The organism is Thalassolituus sp. UBA3500 (assembly GCF_002377545.1).
GTDB lineage: Bacteria > Pseudomonadota > Gammaproteobacteria > Pseudomonadales > Oceanobacteraceae > Thalassolituus.
On record NZ_DFQB01000038.1, the window covers coordinates 18,503 to 34,495 of the forward strand.

General features: G+C 49.0%; 11 protein-coding genes. 2 read left to right on the plus strand and 9 right to left on the minus strand.

Translation table 11 applies throughout. From position 1 onward, the window contains the following. The first annotated feature begins 83 nt into the window (after positions 1 to 83). The gene (locus tag B2R29_RS09660; RefSeq protein WP_301180865.1) at positions 84 to 1,859 is read left to right on the plus strand and encodes a beta-ketoacyl synthase; all 1,776 of its coding nucleotides are present in this window, start codon (positions 84 to 86) and stop codon (positions 1,857 to 1,859) included. 1 nt (position 1,860) lies between these two features. Here B2R29_RS09660 and B2R29_RS09665 read toward each other — a convergent pair whose 3' ends face one another. From B2R29_RS09665 to B2R29_RS09705, 9 genes are all read right to left on the minus strand, one after another. Next, a complete protein-coding gene (locus B2R29_RS09665; RefSeq protein ID WP_301180866.1) occupies positions 1,861 to 2,556 on the minus strand; it encodes an SDR family NAD(P)-dependent oxidoreductase in 696 nt (231 codons plus the stop codon). Between the two features lie 70 nt (positions 2,557 to 2,626). Continuing rightward, on the minus strand, positions 2,627 to 3,007 hold the full coding sequence (locus B2R29_RS09670; protein WP_068439963.1) for a DUF3127 domain-containing protein: 381 nt from the start codon (positions 3,005 to 3,007) through the stop codon (positions 2,627 to 2,629). A 281-nt stretch (positions 3,008 to 3,288) separates the two neighbouring features. Then, positions 3,289 to 3,783, minus strand: coding sequence for a DUF4411 family protein (locus tag B2R29_RS09675; RefSeq protein WP_301180867.1), 495 nt, complete (start codon positions 3,781 to 3,783; stop codon positions 3,289 to 3,291). After that, a complete protein-coding gene (locus B2R29_RS09680; RefSeq protein WP_301180868.1) occupies positions 3,780 to 4,919 on the minus strand; it encodes an XRE family transcriptional regulator in 1,140 nt (379 codons plus the stop codon). The genes B2R29_RS09675 and B2R29_RS09680 overlap by 4 nt, the downstream gene beginning before the upstream one ends. 111 nt (positions 4,920 to 5,030) lie before the next feature. Continuing rightward, positions 5,031 to 8,171 (minus strand): HsdR family type I site-specific deoxyribonuclease, encoded by a 3,141-nt coding sequence (locus tag B2R29_RS09685; RefSeq protein WP_301180869.1) that lies wholly within the window; start codon positions 8,169 to 8,171, stop codon positions 5,031 to 5,033. After that, entirely contained in the window at positions 8,168 to 9,538 is a 1,371-nt protein-coding gene (locus tag B2R29_RS09690) for an anticodon nuclease (RefSeq protein ID WP_301180870.1), read from the minus strand. Before B2R29_RS09690 ends, B2R29_RS09685 begins: the two co-directional genes overlap by 4 nt. Before the next feature lies 1 nt (position 9,539). Further along, a complete protein-coding gene (locus B2R29_RS09695) occupies positions 9,540 to 10,685 on the minus strand; it encodes a restriction endonuclease subunit S (protein ID WP_301180871.1) in 1,146 nt (381 codons plus the stop codon). After that, positions 10,682 to 12,253 carry a type I restriction-modification system subunit M gene (locus B2R29_RS09700; protein WP_301180872.1) on the minus strand — a complete coding sequence of 524 codons (1,572 nt, stop codon included), beginning with the start codon at positions 12,251 to 12,253 and terminating at the stop codon, positions 10,682 to 10,684. Before B2R29_RS09700 ends, B2R29_RS09695 begins: the two co-directional genes overlap by 4 nt. Before the next feature lie 70 nt (positions 12,254 to 12,323). Further along, the gene (locus tag B2R29_RS09705; RefSeq protein WP_301180873.1) at positions 12,324 to 13,241 is read right to left on the minus strand and encodes a restriction endonuclease; all 918 of its coding nucleotides are present in this window, start codon (positions 13,239 to 13,241) and stop codon (positions 12,324 to 12,326) included. Positions 13,242 to 13,392: 151 nt separating this feature from the next. Between B2R29_RS09705 and B2R29_RS09710 the strand changes: the two genes are divergently transcribed. Beyond that, positions 13,393 to 14,436 carry a LysM peptidoglycan-binding domain-containing protein gene (locus B2R29_RS09710; protein WP_301180874.1) on the plus strand — a complete coding sequence of 348 codons (1,044 nt, stop codon included), beginning with the start codon at positions 13,393 to 13,395 and terminating at the stop codon, positions 14,434 to 14,436. The last annotated feature ends 1,557 nt before the right edge of the window (positions 14,437 to 15,993 follow it).

Below are 15,993 nucleotides of genomic sequence, written 5' to 3' on the forward strand. Positions count from 1 at the left end.
AGACACTCCATCGCGGAGCACACTGTGTGAGCACACTCGGGTTAACACCCACAACTCAGCTTGAAAACATACCGGAGGCCACTGTGTCTGATTCAACTTACTCTCCTGAAATCACCGATGTAGTGATTGCCGCGTTCGGCGGTATCAACGCCGCTGGGCGTGCCTCCGGTCATCAGGCATATCGACGAATTATCTACGATGCACTCTCCCCTGTTCAGCAAGCAGAGCTTCAGAACGAACTGGCGAACCTGACCAACCAGCCACCACATGAAGTTCTCAATAACTCCCTCGTCCGCGCTTGGGACGATGACTGCCCTGACCTACGTGGCTGGAACCCAGAGGGCATGATCTTCAATGAGCTCCAGCGTGAAGATACCGACGCGGAATTCAACATAGATAACGGTATAAATAGAAATATATACCGTGAGACACATAAGCGCTGCGACGTACAAAGCGCGGGACAGATCCCGACTGGGTTTGATGTTGCCAGCCTCTACAACTCGAAGCATCATCCACGCGGCTTGCAGCTTGCGCTCTACGCAGCGGCCGACGCACTGGGCAACCTCGGCATGAACGCTGACGATATCAAGCAGCACATGCGCCCGGACGACATCGCGGTATACATGGGCTCGACGGCTGGCCAGCTGGATATGCAAGGCTTCGGTGGCATGTTATGCGCTCCACTGCTAGGCCAGCGCAATACATCGCGTCAGCTTCCGATGGGTATATCCACCATGCCTGCTGACTTTATTAACGCCTACCTGCTGGGCAATACTGGTGCGACGGGCAGCAATAACGGCGCTTGTGCGAGCTTCCTATACAACCTGCGCATGGCTCTGGACGACATTCGCAGTGGCCGGCGAAAACTCGTATTAGCAGGCAACAGCGAAGCTCCCCTTATCCCGGGCATCGTCGAGGGCTTTAACGCCATGGGCGCTCTCGCAACCGAAGAGCGACTGCAGAAACTGGAAGGCAAAAACTACGACCAACAACCTGACTTCCGCAAAGCCTCTCGCCCTTTTGCGCATAACGTCGGCTTTACTCTGGCAGAGTCGGCGCAATGTTTTGTACTGGTGAGCCGCGACACCGCGCTTGAGCTTGGTCTGAATATACTCGGGAGCATTGGCGATGTGTTCATCCACGCAGACGGCTACAAACGTTCAATCTCGGCACCGGGCATTGGCAACTACATTACCCTGGGAAAAGCCATGGCCAGCGCGAAGCGCACATTAAGCAAAACCGCACTGGGAGATGACGCGTTACAAAAGAGTTTTGTGCAGGCTCACGGCAGTAGCACGCCACAAAACCGCACAACCGAGTCTGATATGTTTAACCGCTTAGCCAAAGAATTCGGTATCGCTGACTGGCCTGTCTGTGCGGTAAAAGCCCACTTAGGGCACTCCATTTCTGCCGCCTCTGCTGACCAATTATTGATGACGTTAGGCAGCTGGCAGCACGGTATTTTACCGGGCATCACCACCGCCAGCGAAATAGCTCCCGATGTACACCAATCACACCTGACGATTCCTCTCAGCCATACCAAAGTATCTACCGAGGAGATCCCGGTCTGCTTCATAAACAGTAAAGGCTTTGGGGGCAATAACGCCAGTGCCTGGGTGCTGAGCGGGCAAGCAAGCCGTGAACACCTGAAAACACTCGTCACCGAAGCCGAATGGCACAGCTACATAGCAAGAAATGAGAAGATCCGGGAGAGTCAGCAGCACTACCTGAGCGCTGTTGCGAAAGAGAACTTACCACTGCCCTACCGCGATAAAGAAGCCCAGCCAGAGCCAGATGATATTGAACTCACCGCCGACGGCATGAAGTTGCCGGGCTGGGCTGAAAGAGTAAGGTTTTAGATCAAAAAGGAATCACACTTCCATCCCAATGCAACAAACGCCCGTTCTGCTCGGGCGTTAGCGCCTTCATCACGTCCACCAGCCGCTCCGCCGTCTGCTCACGGGTATACAGCTTCCCTTCCGCTATCCCGGCCTGAAACGGCTCCGACAACTTAGAATCCGTCGTACCCGGGTGTTGCGCCACAACGACGCTGCCCGGCGCCTTACGCGACCATTCAATCGACAGATTACGAATAAACATATTCAGCGCGGCTTTGCTCATACGATAGCTGTACCAACCACCCAGGCCGTTATCCTCCAGGCTGCCAACCATGGCTGATAGAGAGACCCACTTAATCGGTGCGGAGCGTTTAACGATTGCTTCAACGGCTTGAGCGAGGTGAACATGGGTTTGAACGTTCACCAGCATGTTCTGCTGCAACCAATCCATCGACAGCTGCGACAGCGACTTCTCGGGCATATTCCAACCACCGTGCAACAACCCAGTGCCACAGAACACCGCATCCAGTGGCCCACACTTCTCAACGAATGCTTTTACCTGCTCGACGGAAGATGGCTTGGTAAGGTCAGCAACGCAGTGTGTCGCCGAAGGTTCTCCCGCACGACTCAAGGTGAATACATGATCCCCTTCATCACGCATTCGCTTAGCGACAGCTTCGGCAATGGCCCCTGATGACCCGGCAATCAACACACGCATTAGCACTCTCCTGAATCCGATCCACAAAAAAGGCGCGATCACCGCGCCTTCATTAATTCAGACTGCCCATTTAGAACGGCACGTCATCATCAAAATCATTGTACGCCTGAGACGGTGCTGGCTGCTGCTGAGCAAACTGAGGCACATCGTCCATACGCTCCACACGCCACGCCTGCAAACTGGTAAAGCACTTCTCTGGCTTACCCGGCGCATTCCAGAGGCGACCGTTCAGATTGAACTGAACCTTAATCTCATCGCCTGGCTGGTAGCTGTCCATCAGAGCACACTTGTCTTTGATCAACTCAAGAGCCACGTAGTTCGGGTACTCTTCCTTCTCGCCTTCACCGGTCAGTTTGACCACAAACTCACGCTTAGTGAACCCGTTCTGACCGAACGACTGCGTCTCACCGATGGTGTGGATGATTCCCGTAACTTCAAAACCCTTGGCCATGCTGTGCTCCTCGTAAATGATGGTGTCATTGTAAGAGGCCTGACGTGTGGGTACAACAGGCACAAAAAAGCACGCCGTAGCGTGCTTGTTTGAACCGAAAGTCTCTAAATTCAGGCAGAGGCACTGCTGGCCTTATCGACAACAGCTTGCTGCTGCTCTGACACCTTGCGGAGAACAGACTTATATACCTTTTTCTTCTCAGCAGACGACGCGTTATTCATAAAATCTGCGAAAGAAGAGCTGGTAGCGGGTTTCTTTTTAAGAAATCTCAAAATAATCCTCTACTTATCGTTCTTAAACCGCGCTTCTAAAGTACGAAGGAGCTCAAATGTCGAGATACACTGCACACCTAATGCATCGCAGATATTCGGTATCTTTACTTTCTTGGTATCTGCCGGTGCCTTTCTTGCCTCATGTGTCACTAAAACAGCTCCGGTTGATTTGGACTTGGCAATTAACCAAGGGTCAGCCCCTTCGAGAAAACCATCACGATTACCAGGGTTATATTTCCCAGACATCACAAAGTTGACGACTTCATGATACTCCGCCTGAGTATCAAGATCGTTTGACTGAATGAAGTGATCCCGATGTGAGCGACACCATTCCCTAAGTTTATCATTGCCTTTCTCAAGCTCTTTACCAACAAAGTCAATGCTGGCCACATTACCCAAGGCGAACTGATCAATGAGCCAATCCCAATACCCAGGGCAGAAGTCCATGCCATAATATTTGTTCTTTGCTTCGATATAAGTATTTGCATCCATTAAATACTTCAAACACCGATCTCCTTTGCAAATTTCATAAGATTAGCTGGGCTCATTCCTAATAAATGCCCAGCCTCTCTAAGCATGATCTGACCATTTAACGCCTGAGAAGAAACAGCAAAACTGAAGCGATCACTCAGCCAGGCTTTCTGATTCTTGTAATAGCCTCCACCGCCACCTTCGCGCTCGCGGTCTTCGTGTGCTTTTTTCTCTGCCGCAATGTATTTCAGGTAATCAGGTTTAGTAATAAACCCCAGCGTCATCGCTCGTCGCGCCAATGCCCAGGTGCTGACGTGAAAGTGGGCTTCGAGTGGCTTCAGGTTTTCTTGCCAGTATTCCACTTCCCGGTCCCAGATCTGCCTGAACTCTTCTTCGGGAACCAAAAATTCCGCTGCAACAGCGTTGCACAGTATTTCAATATGATTATGCGTATTAGCGTCACCGTCAGACACCCCAGACTCACCAAGCCAAACATGGCAAAGTTCATGGATAAGAGTAAATAGTCGCGCTCCCGGAGCGTCGGCGTGGTTTACAAAAATTAGCGGGGCAACTTTGTCGACCATCGCAAAGCCACGAAATTCTTCGACCTTAAAACGCCGATGATGACTACCAAGGTGTGGTAAGCGCATAACCAGAACCCCCAGAGACTCAACCTGCTTCACCAAACCACGATAATATTCTTCCCAAGTGCCGCGCGTAGGGTGTGGAGGTAGGCGCATGGTCTGGCGCATGTCGGCAACAATAATATCGACGCTGTCGCTCCCCTTACAACGGCCAACGACCCGACACTCATTGCCACCGTTCTCAAACAGGTAATCCTTGTACCATTCCTGTCTTTCCTGCATTTGCTTCACTACGTCCAGGAGTTCAGCACTGGGGCGGCGTACTTCGCCGTTTTCGATGGTTCGTAGATCGGGAATTGGCAACGTTTCTTCAGGCGGCTGCCTGAGAAACAGGTATCCGAGCGGGACATAGGCTTTTTCGGCGTATTGGGTAGCCTGATGGAACGTCAGCGGACGAGAACCAGACTCCCATTCCTGCAGCCATTCGGGCGTTTTGCCCATCTTTCTCGCGAATTCAGGCACGGCGAAGCCCGCGCGTTCACGCGCCCAGCTAAGCATTTCGGGGTTAATCATGGCCTGAGTCATATGTCCTCCTGGATTGGTCAAATTATAAACTGACCTTGGGTTCCTTCCCAGTCTTGCAACACGCCAGTTAATCTAACAGTTACTCGTGCTGAGTAACACCGAGTTACCCCATCAGTCTTTACTAATACTCCCACCAACCCCTTTAAACTTCTCAACAAACGCAGCGATCTTCTGGAACACCGTCTGCTTCTTGGTGTGATACAGCGGGTTTAACGGGCTCATCTTAGGCAGAACAGAGTTGAGTTCTGTGCCCGCGTCGCTGGCGTACTCGCGTTTCAGCGAGCTGATGATGTAGCGGCGAGCCTCTTCGGCATTGAGGTTCTCGGTTTCAATCAGCTCCTCAGCTTCGCGCTGCTGTTCGGCTTGCGCAAAGGCAAAGAAGGTATCGATGACGGTGGCCTTATCGCCGATCTCATCCAGATCTGTCTGGTTGATGAAATCGACCACCAGACTCTCTTTGGCGCGGTTGCCGAGGCTGCCTCGGATCACTCGGCGAACTTCGTCCACGAGGTCAGACTTACTCTTGTTCTTCTTGTTGTGTTCGAAGATCAGCTCAAGAATGTAGTCGAGGTTGATCTCCTGCGATTTAAGCAGGTCGACCTCAAATACTACATCATCCCAGTCGATGGTAGATTTCTCTTGTACTTCTGCCGATTTCTGGCGCCGCTGCCAGTCGCGGATATCGTTGTAACTTGAACGATAATCCTGAATTTTACGGTCCGCGGGCAGACGAATACTCTGCAGTTCGGCCAGCTTGTCATCATCGAGATAATGCTCGGCTTTAAAGGCTTCAACCGCTTCCGGGTCGCTCATATCGACATTCTGCAAGGCTTTCAGGCTGGCGAATTCATCGTAGTTCTGCAGGATATTTTCAACACGCAGATACTCACCAAAGAGCTTGGCAAAGGCTTTTTTATCAGACTCTTTTTCAATATTCGCAGGATCAGGGAAGCGTTGTTCCAGCTCACTGACCACCGTCATAAAGCCACGCTTCGCTTCACCAGTAATCACATCAGTGAAGCCTTCGAGGTATTCCTTATAGCTTTTCTCCAGAACCACATTTTTAGTGTTTTTATCACCAAACAAGGTAATGGCATCGACGGTCGCCTGCTCTAAATCACGGAAGGTAACGATATTACCGAACGTCTTAGTAGCGTCATAAATGCGATTAGTACGCGAGTACGCCTGCATCAGGCCGTGATAACGCAAGTTTTTATCAACAAACAAGGTATTGAGGGACGGCGCATCAAAGCCGGTGAGAAACATCCCCACCACAATCAACAGGTCGACTTCTTTGCTTTTTACCCGCTTTGCCAGGTCACGGTAATAGTTCTGAAAGCCCTTGCTATCCACGCTGTAGTTCGAACTGAAGAAGGCGTTATAGTCCGCGATGGCCTTAGTCAAAAACTCTTTGGCACTGGAGTTCATTGCTGCCACATCAAAACTTTCATCCACAATATCGCCTATGGCGTCCTGCTCTTCGTTGGCGGCATACGAGAAAATAGTAGCGACTTTAAGCGGCTTATCTCTGTCTTTGTAAGAAGGCTCCTGCTGAAGCTGGTTGAGCGTCTCGTAATACAACTTGGCGGCATCTACACTACTCACCGCAAACATGGCGTTAAAGCCTGCTCCTCCGGCTTTCATGCGATGCGTCTTCTGGCGGAAGTTGTTGAGAATATACTGCGAAATTTCACGAGTACGTTCCGGGTGCAGTAACGCCTGCTTGTTCTCTAACGCACTCAGCTTCTTCTCGTCCTGCTCGGTTTCTGCCTGTCTAAACTGCGGGCGTACGTCGTTGTAGTCCACCTTGAACTTGAGCACTTTTTCATCGCGGATCGCATCTGTGATTACATACGAATGCAGTTCTCGCCCAAATACGCTGGCGGTGGTTTCTGCACCCAAGGCGTTTTGCGGGAAGATAGGCGTGCCGGTAAAGCCAAACTGATAGAAACGTTTGAACTTCTTCTTCAGGTTCTTCTGGGCTTCGCCAAATTGGCTGCGATGGCATTCGTCAAAGATAAACACCACCTGCTGGTTGTACACCGGCAGGTCACCTTCGCTTTTCATCAGGTTGTTGAGTTTCTGAATGGTGGTGACGATGATCTTATTGTCGTCTTTACTCAGGTTCTGTTTCAAGCCCGCCGTGCTGTCAGAGCCGTTCACACTGTCTGGCGAAAAGCGCTGGTACTCCTTCATGGTCTGGTAATCCAGATCTTTCCGGTCAACAACGAAGAATACCTTATCAATAAACTCTAACTCCGTAGCCAGCCGTGCTGCTTTAAAGCTGGTCAGGGTTTTACCCGACCCTGTTGTGTGCCAGATATAGCCGCAATTCTCTGGCATCATGCCTTCTTTAGGGCCGGTCCAGGCTTTAGATTCGTACGCACACTTGATCTTCCACAGAATGCGCTCGGTCGCAGCAATCTGGTATGGGCGCATCACTAACAAGGTATCGCTGACATCAAACACCGAATAATGCAGCAATACATTGACAAGGGTGTGCTTCTGCAGGAAGGTCGCGGTGAAGTCCTTCAGATCTTTTATCAGAGTGTTATCGGCTTTCGCCCAGTTCATGGTGAAGTCGAAGCTGTTTTTGTTGCGCTTAGTGGTGTTGGCAAAATACCGCGTATCAGTACCGTTAGAGATAACGAATAATTGCAGGTATTTGTACAACGAATGCTCGCTGTTAAAGCTCTCTTTACTGTATCGGTGAACCTGATTAAACGCCTCACGAATGGCAACGCCACGCTTTTTCAGCTCGATCTGCACCAGCGGTAAACCATTCACCAGAATAGTGACATCATAGCGGTTGGCATGGCTGCCGGTTTGTTCGAACTGCTTAATCACCTGAACTTTGTTACGGGCAATCTGTTTTTTGTCGACGAGGTAGATGTTCTTGATACGCCCATCATCAAAGACAAAATCGTGAATATAGTCATCGTGAATCTTGCGGGTCTTATCAACGACATTGTCACTGGGTTTATCGAGATAGGTCTCAACAAAGCGCTGCCACTCGCCTTCCTGAAACTCAACTTTATTCAAGCGCTGCAACTGCTCGCGCACATTCGCCAGCATGGCAGTCGGGTTGTTCAAACCGGGCAGATACTCATAGCCCTGATTCACCAGATCCTGAATCAGCTCACGTTCCAGATCGCCTTCGCTCTGATAGCTTTCGGCGACCTGCCAGTCTTTGTTGTATTTATCCAGAACGATAAAGTTATTGGATTCGGCGATGGTTTTGTATTCGGTCATTTCGCTTCCTGCTTCTTGAAGCCATAAGTATCAGTCAAATAGTCTACTAGCTCACCCAGCATCTCTTTGTCTCTATCTTCGACATCTGATGCCTCCTCACCAGCATGAGCAGAATGGCTGGAGAGATTCAGAATCCTGTTAGCAAATGGATCAGGCTTATCTCCAGTCGTCTTCGGCAAAAGAGCTGGCCAGTAGTTATAGCCTAAGAAAGTTGCCATCTTCTCTAGAAGGTTCCTGACAAAACTGAAATGATACTTTCTGATCTTTCCGTCTTTTATAGCACGCCGAACCTCGGACAAAAGAAAGAGATGGTAGGAGAATGGGGAATCGGTCGGCTGATTCAAAAGCTCGAAGCCTCCATCCCCCTGTTTTTCAAGACGGTACTTTTTGAATTCTTTATTCGGGTTATATGAAAGTACATCAGATCCATCTAGCGCTTTCTCATAGGCTTTATTGCTTAACTCATTACAAAGCACGTTATAAAAAAGCGGGCTATGCGTAGTAACAACAAACTTAAGGCTTGACTTACTACCTTTGATCAGCCCTGCCAGATCAACTGCCAATTCAATTAGGTGACTATCATCCAATGAGCTTACAGGGTCATCAATGAACACGTAATCCAGCCCATCAAATTTATTCGTTATCCTATTCGATTTATCAGACTCATTCAGCGTAGATACTACCTGCTCCAAGAGGGTATATAAAACACTCCAAACAAAGTTACTCTCTTCGCCTTTGGATATCTTTATTCTCTCATAACGCCCTTGAACAACCGGATTGGTATCGTTTGAGTTTTGACCAAGATTATTGACAGCAGGAGACTGATCAGCCGCTACGAGAAAGATGACCTCAGAAAAAGCAGGAACGGTGACCTCAATCTCTTTCTTATTATGATCTTGGGTCTTAACTTTATACTCTTCATTAAAGGTAGGCGTAGCCTTGCTACCGGTATACCGCTGAAAATTTGTTACGATATTGCCGTCCTCCCCCAACTCCTTAAGAAGATCAATCAGCCAGTCCGTGAATGTATTTGGCTGTATCTTTAACCTAGGCTCCGTATCCTCTTCTAAATCGTTATCCCAATAGAATAAATCTTCGGTAAACGCATTGTAATAGAGAATCTTATCACGAGCTGAAGCGCTATCATCCTCCTTCTCGGTTTTCGGAGCTATCAGTTCCTTAAACTCTCGCGACAAACGAGTTTTCCCCGATCCGTTAAACGCATAAATCAGCTGAGCCTTTGGAACAGGCTTTTCATCCCTCACCTGGACTTTACCTGACCGCTTATTACCTTTTGCTTTCACTTGCCTAGTACTGACAGCAGGGACAGATAACTTTTCTGCTATATCCTTTAGCGTCTGACTCATATCAAGCAATCTCCTCAGCAACAGAATTTCGGAAGCTCAGCAACAAATCGCGGTAATATTCGTATTGTTTTTGGCGCAGCTCGATTTCGCGGGGTAGGCCTTCGGTGATGGAGTTGGTCAAGGCGTCGAATTTATCGAGGATATTTGCAATACGCTTTTGTTCAGCCAATGAAGGCACGGGAATTGTTAGCCCTTGAAGTTTGCCTACAGCAAGACCGGGTTGAGCTGACTGCGAGGCATATTGGTTGAGATTCATAACAGTTAACATATGAAACGCCCAATCAATATCTATTTCACCACTGCTCGTTACCACAACTGCATGTTCAGTCGCATAGAACTGACCCTTCATTCTCTGCACATTTCCGCATAGTGCGCCCTGCCTACCAATAAGCAAGTGATCGCCATCATGACTTTTGCTTTCAACAAAACCTCGAATTCCATTGCCGCCGAAACATGGATAAGAATGTTCATCACTAGCATTCGACATTATTTTACTTGCTGAGATATGCTGCCCAGCACGCATATGGAGCACATCCCCCAACGTCTTCCACTCTACTTCCCCCTCTTCAAAACTCAACAACTGATCGCGATAGTAGTTGTATTGTTGCTTGCGCAGGTTAAGCTCGGCGGTCAGCTCGGCGGTCATGGCGGTAAATGCGTCCAGAATGCGGACGATTTCGGCCTGGATTTCCAGTGATTTTTGGGGATTGTTTGGACAGGGGATGGGGATTTCCAAACTCTGGATTATTCCAACAGCCAATCCCGGTTGAGCAGATTTTGAGGCATACTGATTAAGGTTCATTAGTGTTAGCAAATGAAATGCCCAATCAACGTTTATGCCATCACTTGGCGTTACAACGACAGCATGCTCTGTTGCGTAAAACTTTCCCTGTGTTCGCTGTACATTTCCGCATAAAGCACCTTGCCGACCGATGAGCAAATGTTTTCCATCGTGGCTATTTTTCGCAACAAAGCCACGAATCCCATTTCCACCAAAACAAGGATATGGATGTTCTTTGCTAGCTTCATCCATGATGTTGCTTGCCGAAATATGCTGACCAGCTCGCATATTTACAACATCTCCTAGTGGCCTCCACTCCACCTCAACGCCATCCAGCAGCCGCTCTATAAAGCTTACATCACTCATGCGTCCTGCTCCTCGCCTTCAATCTCCGCCACAATCGCATCAATCTCTGTGCGCAGTTCGCTGATTCTGGCGACGGTGGTTTTCAGTTCGGCGTTCAGTTGTGTGATGTCCACCACTTCGCGGGTGTCTTCGGCTTCGACATAGGAGCTGACGGACAGGTTGTAGTCGTTATCGGCCACTTCCTCCACAGGCACGGAGCGGGCAAAGTGGTCGATATTCTCTTTGCTGTCGAACACTGCCATGATTTTCTGGATATGCTCGTCGGTAAGGATGTTGTTGTTGGTTTCTTTTTTGAACAGGTTACTGGCGTCAATAAACTGGGTATCGGTATTGGGTTTGTTTTTTGCCAGCACCAGAATATTCACCGCAATGGTGGTACCGTAGAACAGGTTGGGCGCCAGTGATATCACCGTCTCGACGTTATTGTTATCGACCAGATATTTTCTGATTTTCTGCTCGGCACCGCCACGGTAGAAAATACCAGGGAAGCAGACAATCGCCGCCCTGCCCTTGCCCGACAGATAACTGAGAGCATGCAGCACAAAGGCAAAGTCGGCTTTGGATTTGGGCGCGAGCACACCGGCGGGGGCAAAGCGGTCGTCATTGATCAGCGTTGGGTCGTCGCTGCCTATCCATTTTACCGAATACGGCGGGTTGGAGACGATGGCGTCGAAGGGTTTGTCGTCGCCGAAGTGGGGGTCGGTCAGGGTGTTGCCCAGCTGGATATTGAACTTGTCGTAGTTGATGTTGTGCAGAAACATATTCATACGAGCCAGGTTGTAGGTGGTGTGGTTCAGCTCCTGGCCGAAGTAACCCTCTTCAATCTTATGCACGTCGATGTGTTTTCTGGCTTGCATGAGCAATGAGCCTGACCCACAGGCCGGGTCGAATATTTTATTTATGCTGCTCTGGCCGTGAACCGCGAGCATGGCGATGAGCTTGGACACATGCTGCGGAGTAAAGAACTCGCCGCCGGATTTACCGGCGTTGGCAGCGTAATTAGAGATCAGGAACTCGTAAGCGTCACCGAACAGATCAATGTGGTTGTCTTCGAATTTACCGCCCGATTCACCATGAAAGTTCAGCCCGGCAACGCCCTTGAGTACGGCGGCCAGGCGCAGGTTTTTGTCTTTGACGGTATTACCGAGGCGGTTACTGGTGGTATCGAAGTCGGCGAACAGGCCTTTGATGTCCTGCTCAGACGGGTAGCCAAAAGCTGAGGCTTCGATAGCACTGAAGATGGCCGCTAAATCGGTGTTCAGGCTTTCATTGCTGTTGGCATTTTTCGCTACGTTATCGAACAACTGGCTGGGGTAAATGAAATAACCCTTGGTTTTGATGGCGTCTTCTTTGATCTCTGGGGTGATGACGCTGTCGGGCAGTTTGGCGTAGTGGATACTTTCGTCACCGGCCTCAATGTAGGCAGCAAAGTTTTCACTGATAAAGCGATAAAACAGAGTGCCCAGTACGTATTGCTTGAAGTCCCAACCATCCACAGAGCCTCGTACATCATTGGCAATCGCCCAGATCTGGCGTTGCAGGGCGGCGCGTTGTTGTGAACTTGTCATTCGTTTTTCCTGTTCTCTTCGTTTTCGTATGGTTCTGATTTGCAGTCAGCTATCGCCGGGCTGGCTTTAGTCAGCCTTCGGCAAAGTAATCGGTGTCGAGCGATTTTACCTGATAGGTATCTTTGACGGTAACGCCAAGGTCGTAGCGGATCATCAGCTCGGCCAGTTGCATGCCGTCGATCAGCACCACCCGCTTTTCAATCATATTCACATAGTCGATAGCATCACGGCTGAAGCGGCTTGTGGTGATGAATACGCCCTTTCTGGCACGCTTCATTTCTAAAGCTCCGACAAAGGCCTGTACGTCCGGGCGACCAACAGAGTTGCCGGTGTAGCGTTTGGCTTGCAGGTAGATGGTGTCGAGGCCCAGAGGGTCTTCGTTGATGATGCCGTCGACACCACCATCATTGGTGTATTGGGTCGCCTGCCCTGCCTTCTCACTCCAGCCGCCATAGCCCATGGCGAGCATAAGTTCGACGACGAGCTTTTCGAAGAACTCGGGTGTCTGGCGTTTTACTTGTGCGAGTAGATCATCGGCCAGGCTGGCCTGCAGTTCCTGATGGGCCTGTTCGAGGCGTTCTGTGGGGTCGAGGGCTTCTGATACTTCTATGGTTTGAGTTTCGGCTGCCTCTGTTGAGCGGTTATCAATGGCTCTGAATTCTTCGAAGGCTTCGAACTGTTTGAGATAACTGGCATCGATTTTTTCTGGGTTCTCTGCCAGTACTTGCCTGCCGATGGCCGTAAGGTGGCTGATTCCGCGTTGCGGGCTTTCAATGAGTCCGGCTTTGCGCAAATAAGTCGTCGCCCAGGCAACCCGGTTGTACATCAACGGGCTGCGCTTACTGGGCGTCATACGGCGACGCTCTTCGTCGGTGAGCTGGTATTGATCGCTGAGCAGGTCGACCAGATTACGCAGCGACATATCACCTTGGGTATCGAGAGTGACCAGCACCGGGCGCATCAGGGTTTGATAATCAGGTATTGGCATTCCGTGTCCTCGGTTTGTTAAGAGGGAATGGTATCAGACTGGTTGTGCAGGTTAAGTGGCAATTGGCGCTGTTGGCATCCAAGCCATGCACGTTGACGCGTATCTGAGTCGTCCTTATCATACGGGCAAATCACTCAAGGGGTAGCAGGGAATGCTAAAGCTCACCAACGATCAGGACATCATTCTCCATAAGGTACAACCGGGGGATACTCTCTCGAAGATTCTTTTGCACTATCACAGCCATCAAGATCGGAATAAGCTTCAGGGCTTGATCGCCGAGTCGATGACCGCTAATCCCTTCATTAAGAACCCTGACCTTATCTACCCTGGCCAGCTGATTCAGGTACCGGTACCCGCTACATATACTACACCACCACTCGTCGCCCTGAATGTGCCGGCTCTTAAGCTGAACGATTCATCGTGTCTTGGTGCTATATGCAAAAACTGGAACCAAGCAACGGTTGAAGAGCGAACGCTGATGCCGGGTCTGATTGAGTTGTCACTCATGGGCAGTGCTGCTGTTGCAGAGGCATCGGATAAATGGCTGACCACGAACTCTGCCTTAATAGGTCAGATCCCGGCAGAATATGAAAAGTATAAAGCAGGTAAAAGCACTAAGGGCCAGTATGACTATGCACGGAAGAAGATCATCACGCAGTTAGAGCAGAACCTTAAGTCGGCGACTGGGCTATATACCGATGGCAAGAACAGCCGTGAGGTGTTGCGGGTATCACGCACCAAAGGTAGAGCGCCAACGGCGGATATTAAAGCGGCGGCTTCGAAGCTCGGGAGTTACGGCAAAGCAGCGACAAAGGCCGGGTATGTTCTTGGTGCAGCGTCCTTAGGCATGACGTGTCATGATATTGCGAGAGAGGCTGATCCGAGGAAGCGGAGTACTCTGCTAACAGAAGGCCTGACCAGCACAATTGTAGGTACATTGGCAGGAGCCGCCTTAACTCTTTTTATGGTATCGACGCCAGTGGGCTGGGTCGCCGCTTTAGCAATCGGTGCTGCAGTAGCGGCATCAGCTTACGGCCTTGGGAAACTCGCTGGAGGGGTGTATGAAAAATACTCGTCTGGCGAATTTTCTGACCAGATTGGGGTTACAAACGCATGTAATGCAATATTTTCCCAATCCAAAAAAGTAAATATAAGAAACAGACTGCTATCAACTAACCTGGAATCTGTACTGTGATAGAACCTGATGCCCCGATTGTTTTTAATATTTGGCTGTATCTGATGCTATTGAGCGCGTCCTGGGGCATAGGTACCGTCATCTTTATTGTCATTCTGAAGTTCTATTTTGCAAAGTACGATAAGGTTTTATTAAAAGAGCCACATTTCAACATTGCAGAACAAGATAATTACCTGGAGTTTCCCCTCAGCCTTCATAAAACTGTAATATACATTCACTTATTCTCTTTTAAGCGATTAGTTAGGAAGCGTTTTAAAAGTCCACCTGAAGTCAATCCCGGAAAAACGACAGTTGTACTTTCATACGCGGCGGCAAGTGCAATCTATCTCCAGATAATTCTAGGAATAGCCACGTTATCAGTAATGTTCTATTTGTATTTTTCGCCATAGAATAAAATAGAAATAAATATATAAAACATGAAATTAAATAATGATTTATTATTCGATATTTTCATGACAATGCTAGTCGTTAGCACACTTCTAGGTGTAGCAACCTGGGGATTGATATTTGTCTTATCTTTTTACTTTAGAAAGCTGGACAAGTCGTTACTCATAAGTCCGTATTTCAACGAGGTCGAACAAAAAAATCACAAAGAATTCCCACCAAGCCTATACAAGACACTGATTTATATAACTTTATTTTCTTTCCGAAAAATGACCGGAAAGCGTTTCAAAGGAGCTTCGATTGAGCCCCCACGGTAAAGATATCAAAGCGCTTTCATATATTGCTTTTTCAATGTCGTGGCTGCTTATTATTATAGGTTTATCAATGCTATCGCTAATACTATTCCTATATGGCCAGATATAGATCTCGGAAAATTCATTCAGAATGTCAATCATAAGTTCAGAATTAGCATTCTTTCTACCGTTTAGTTTGATAGTCGTTTCAGGCCTGGCGGGCTTCATAGCGAGTATTAGCTCTGCAACTATTTGCTTTTACTTAAGAGGCTACAGTGCAGATCCTGATATACGTAGGCTTCTAGATAATGGTAGTTATTTTACGCCGTACCTTGTCTTGTTTTCTCCTGTAACAAGTGCAGAGTTTATAGGCACCTTACGAGGCTACACAGGCCTGACCATTGGTCGATGGAATCTCATACGAGGACGGAAAACAGGGCAAGTCGATTATTTTAAAGAACACCCCAGACTGAGGAGCGTGATCAACATTGTTTTCAGTGCTTACCTGCTTTGTATCGCTCTTCTTCTAGTCTCCATTCTTATTCTGATGGCATTTGCGGTAGTAGGAGTTTTGTATATCAAGGCCTGATTCCGTCTGTAATCACTGAGACTAAGGACAGTGCCTAATCTACCTGACTGTTCGTTCTCGAATAGCCTTCGGCTGATTTACTCCCACGATCAACACAGACCTGATTAGCGTGAATTTCGCGCATAGCCAGGCAAGCTGGCTGAAGCGTTCCTACAGCGACGCCAAACCTCGAGGCACAGGTCGGGGATATGATCCCCTCCTACAGCTATGGGATTTGTGAAGAGCTCCCGGCTGATTCGCTCGCACGGCGAGGTATACCGATCGCGCAAGCTTCGCGTTGCGCTCCTACAG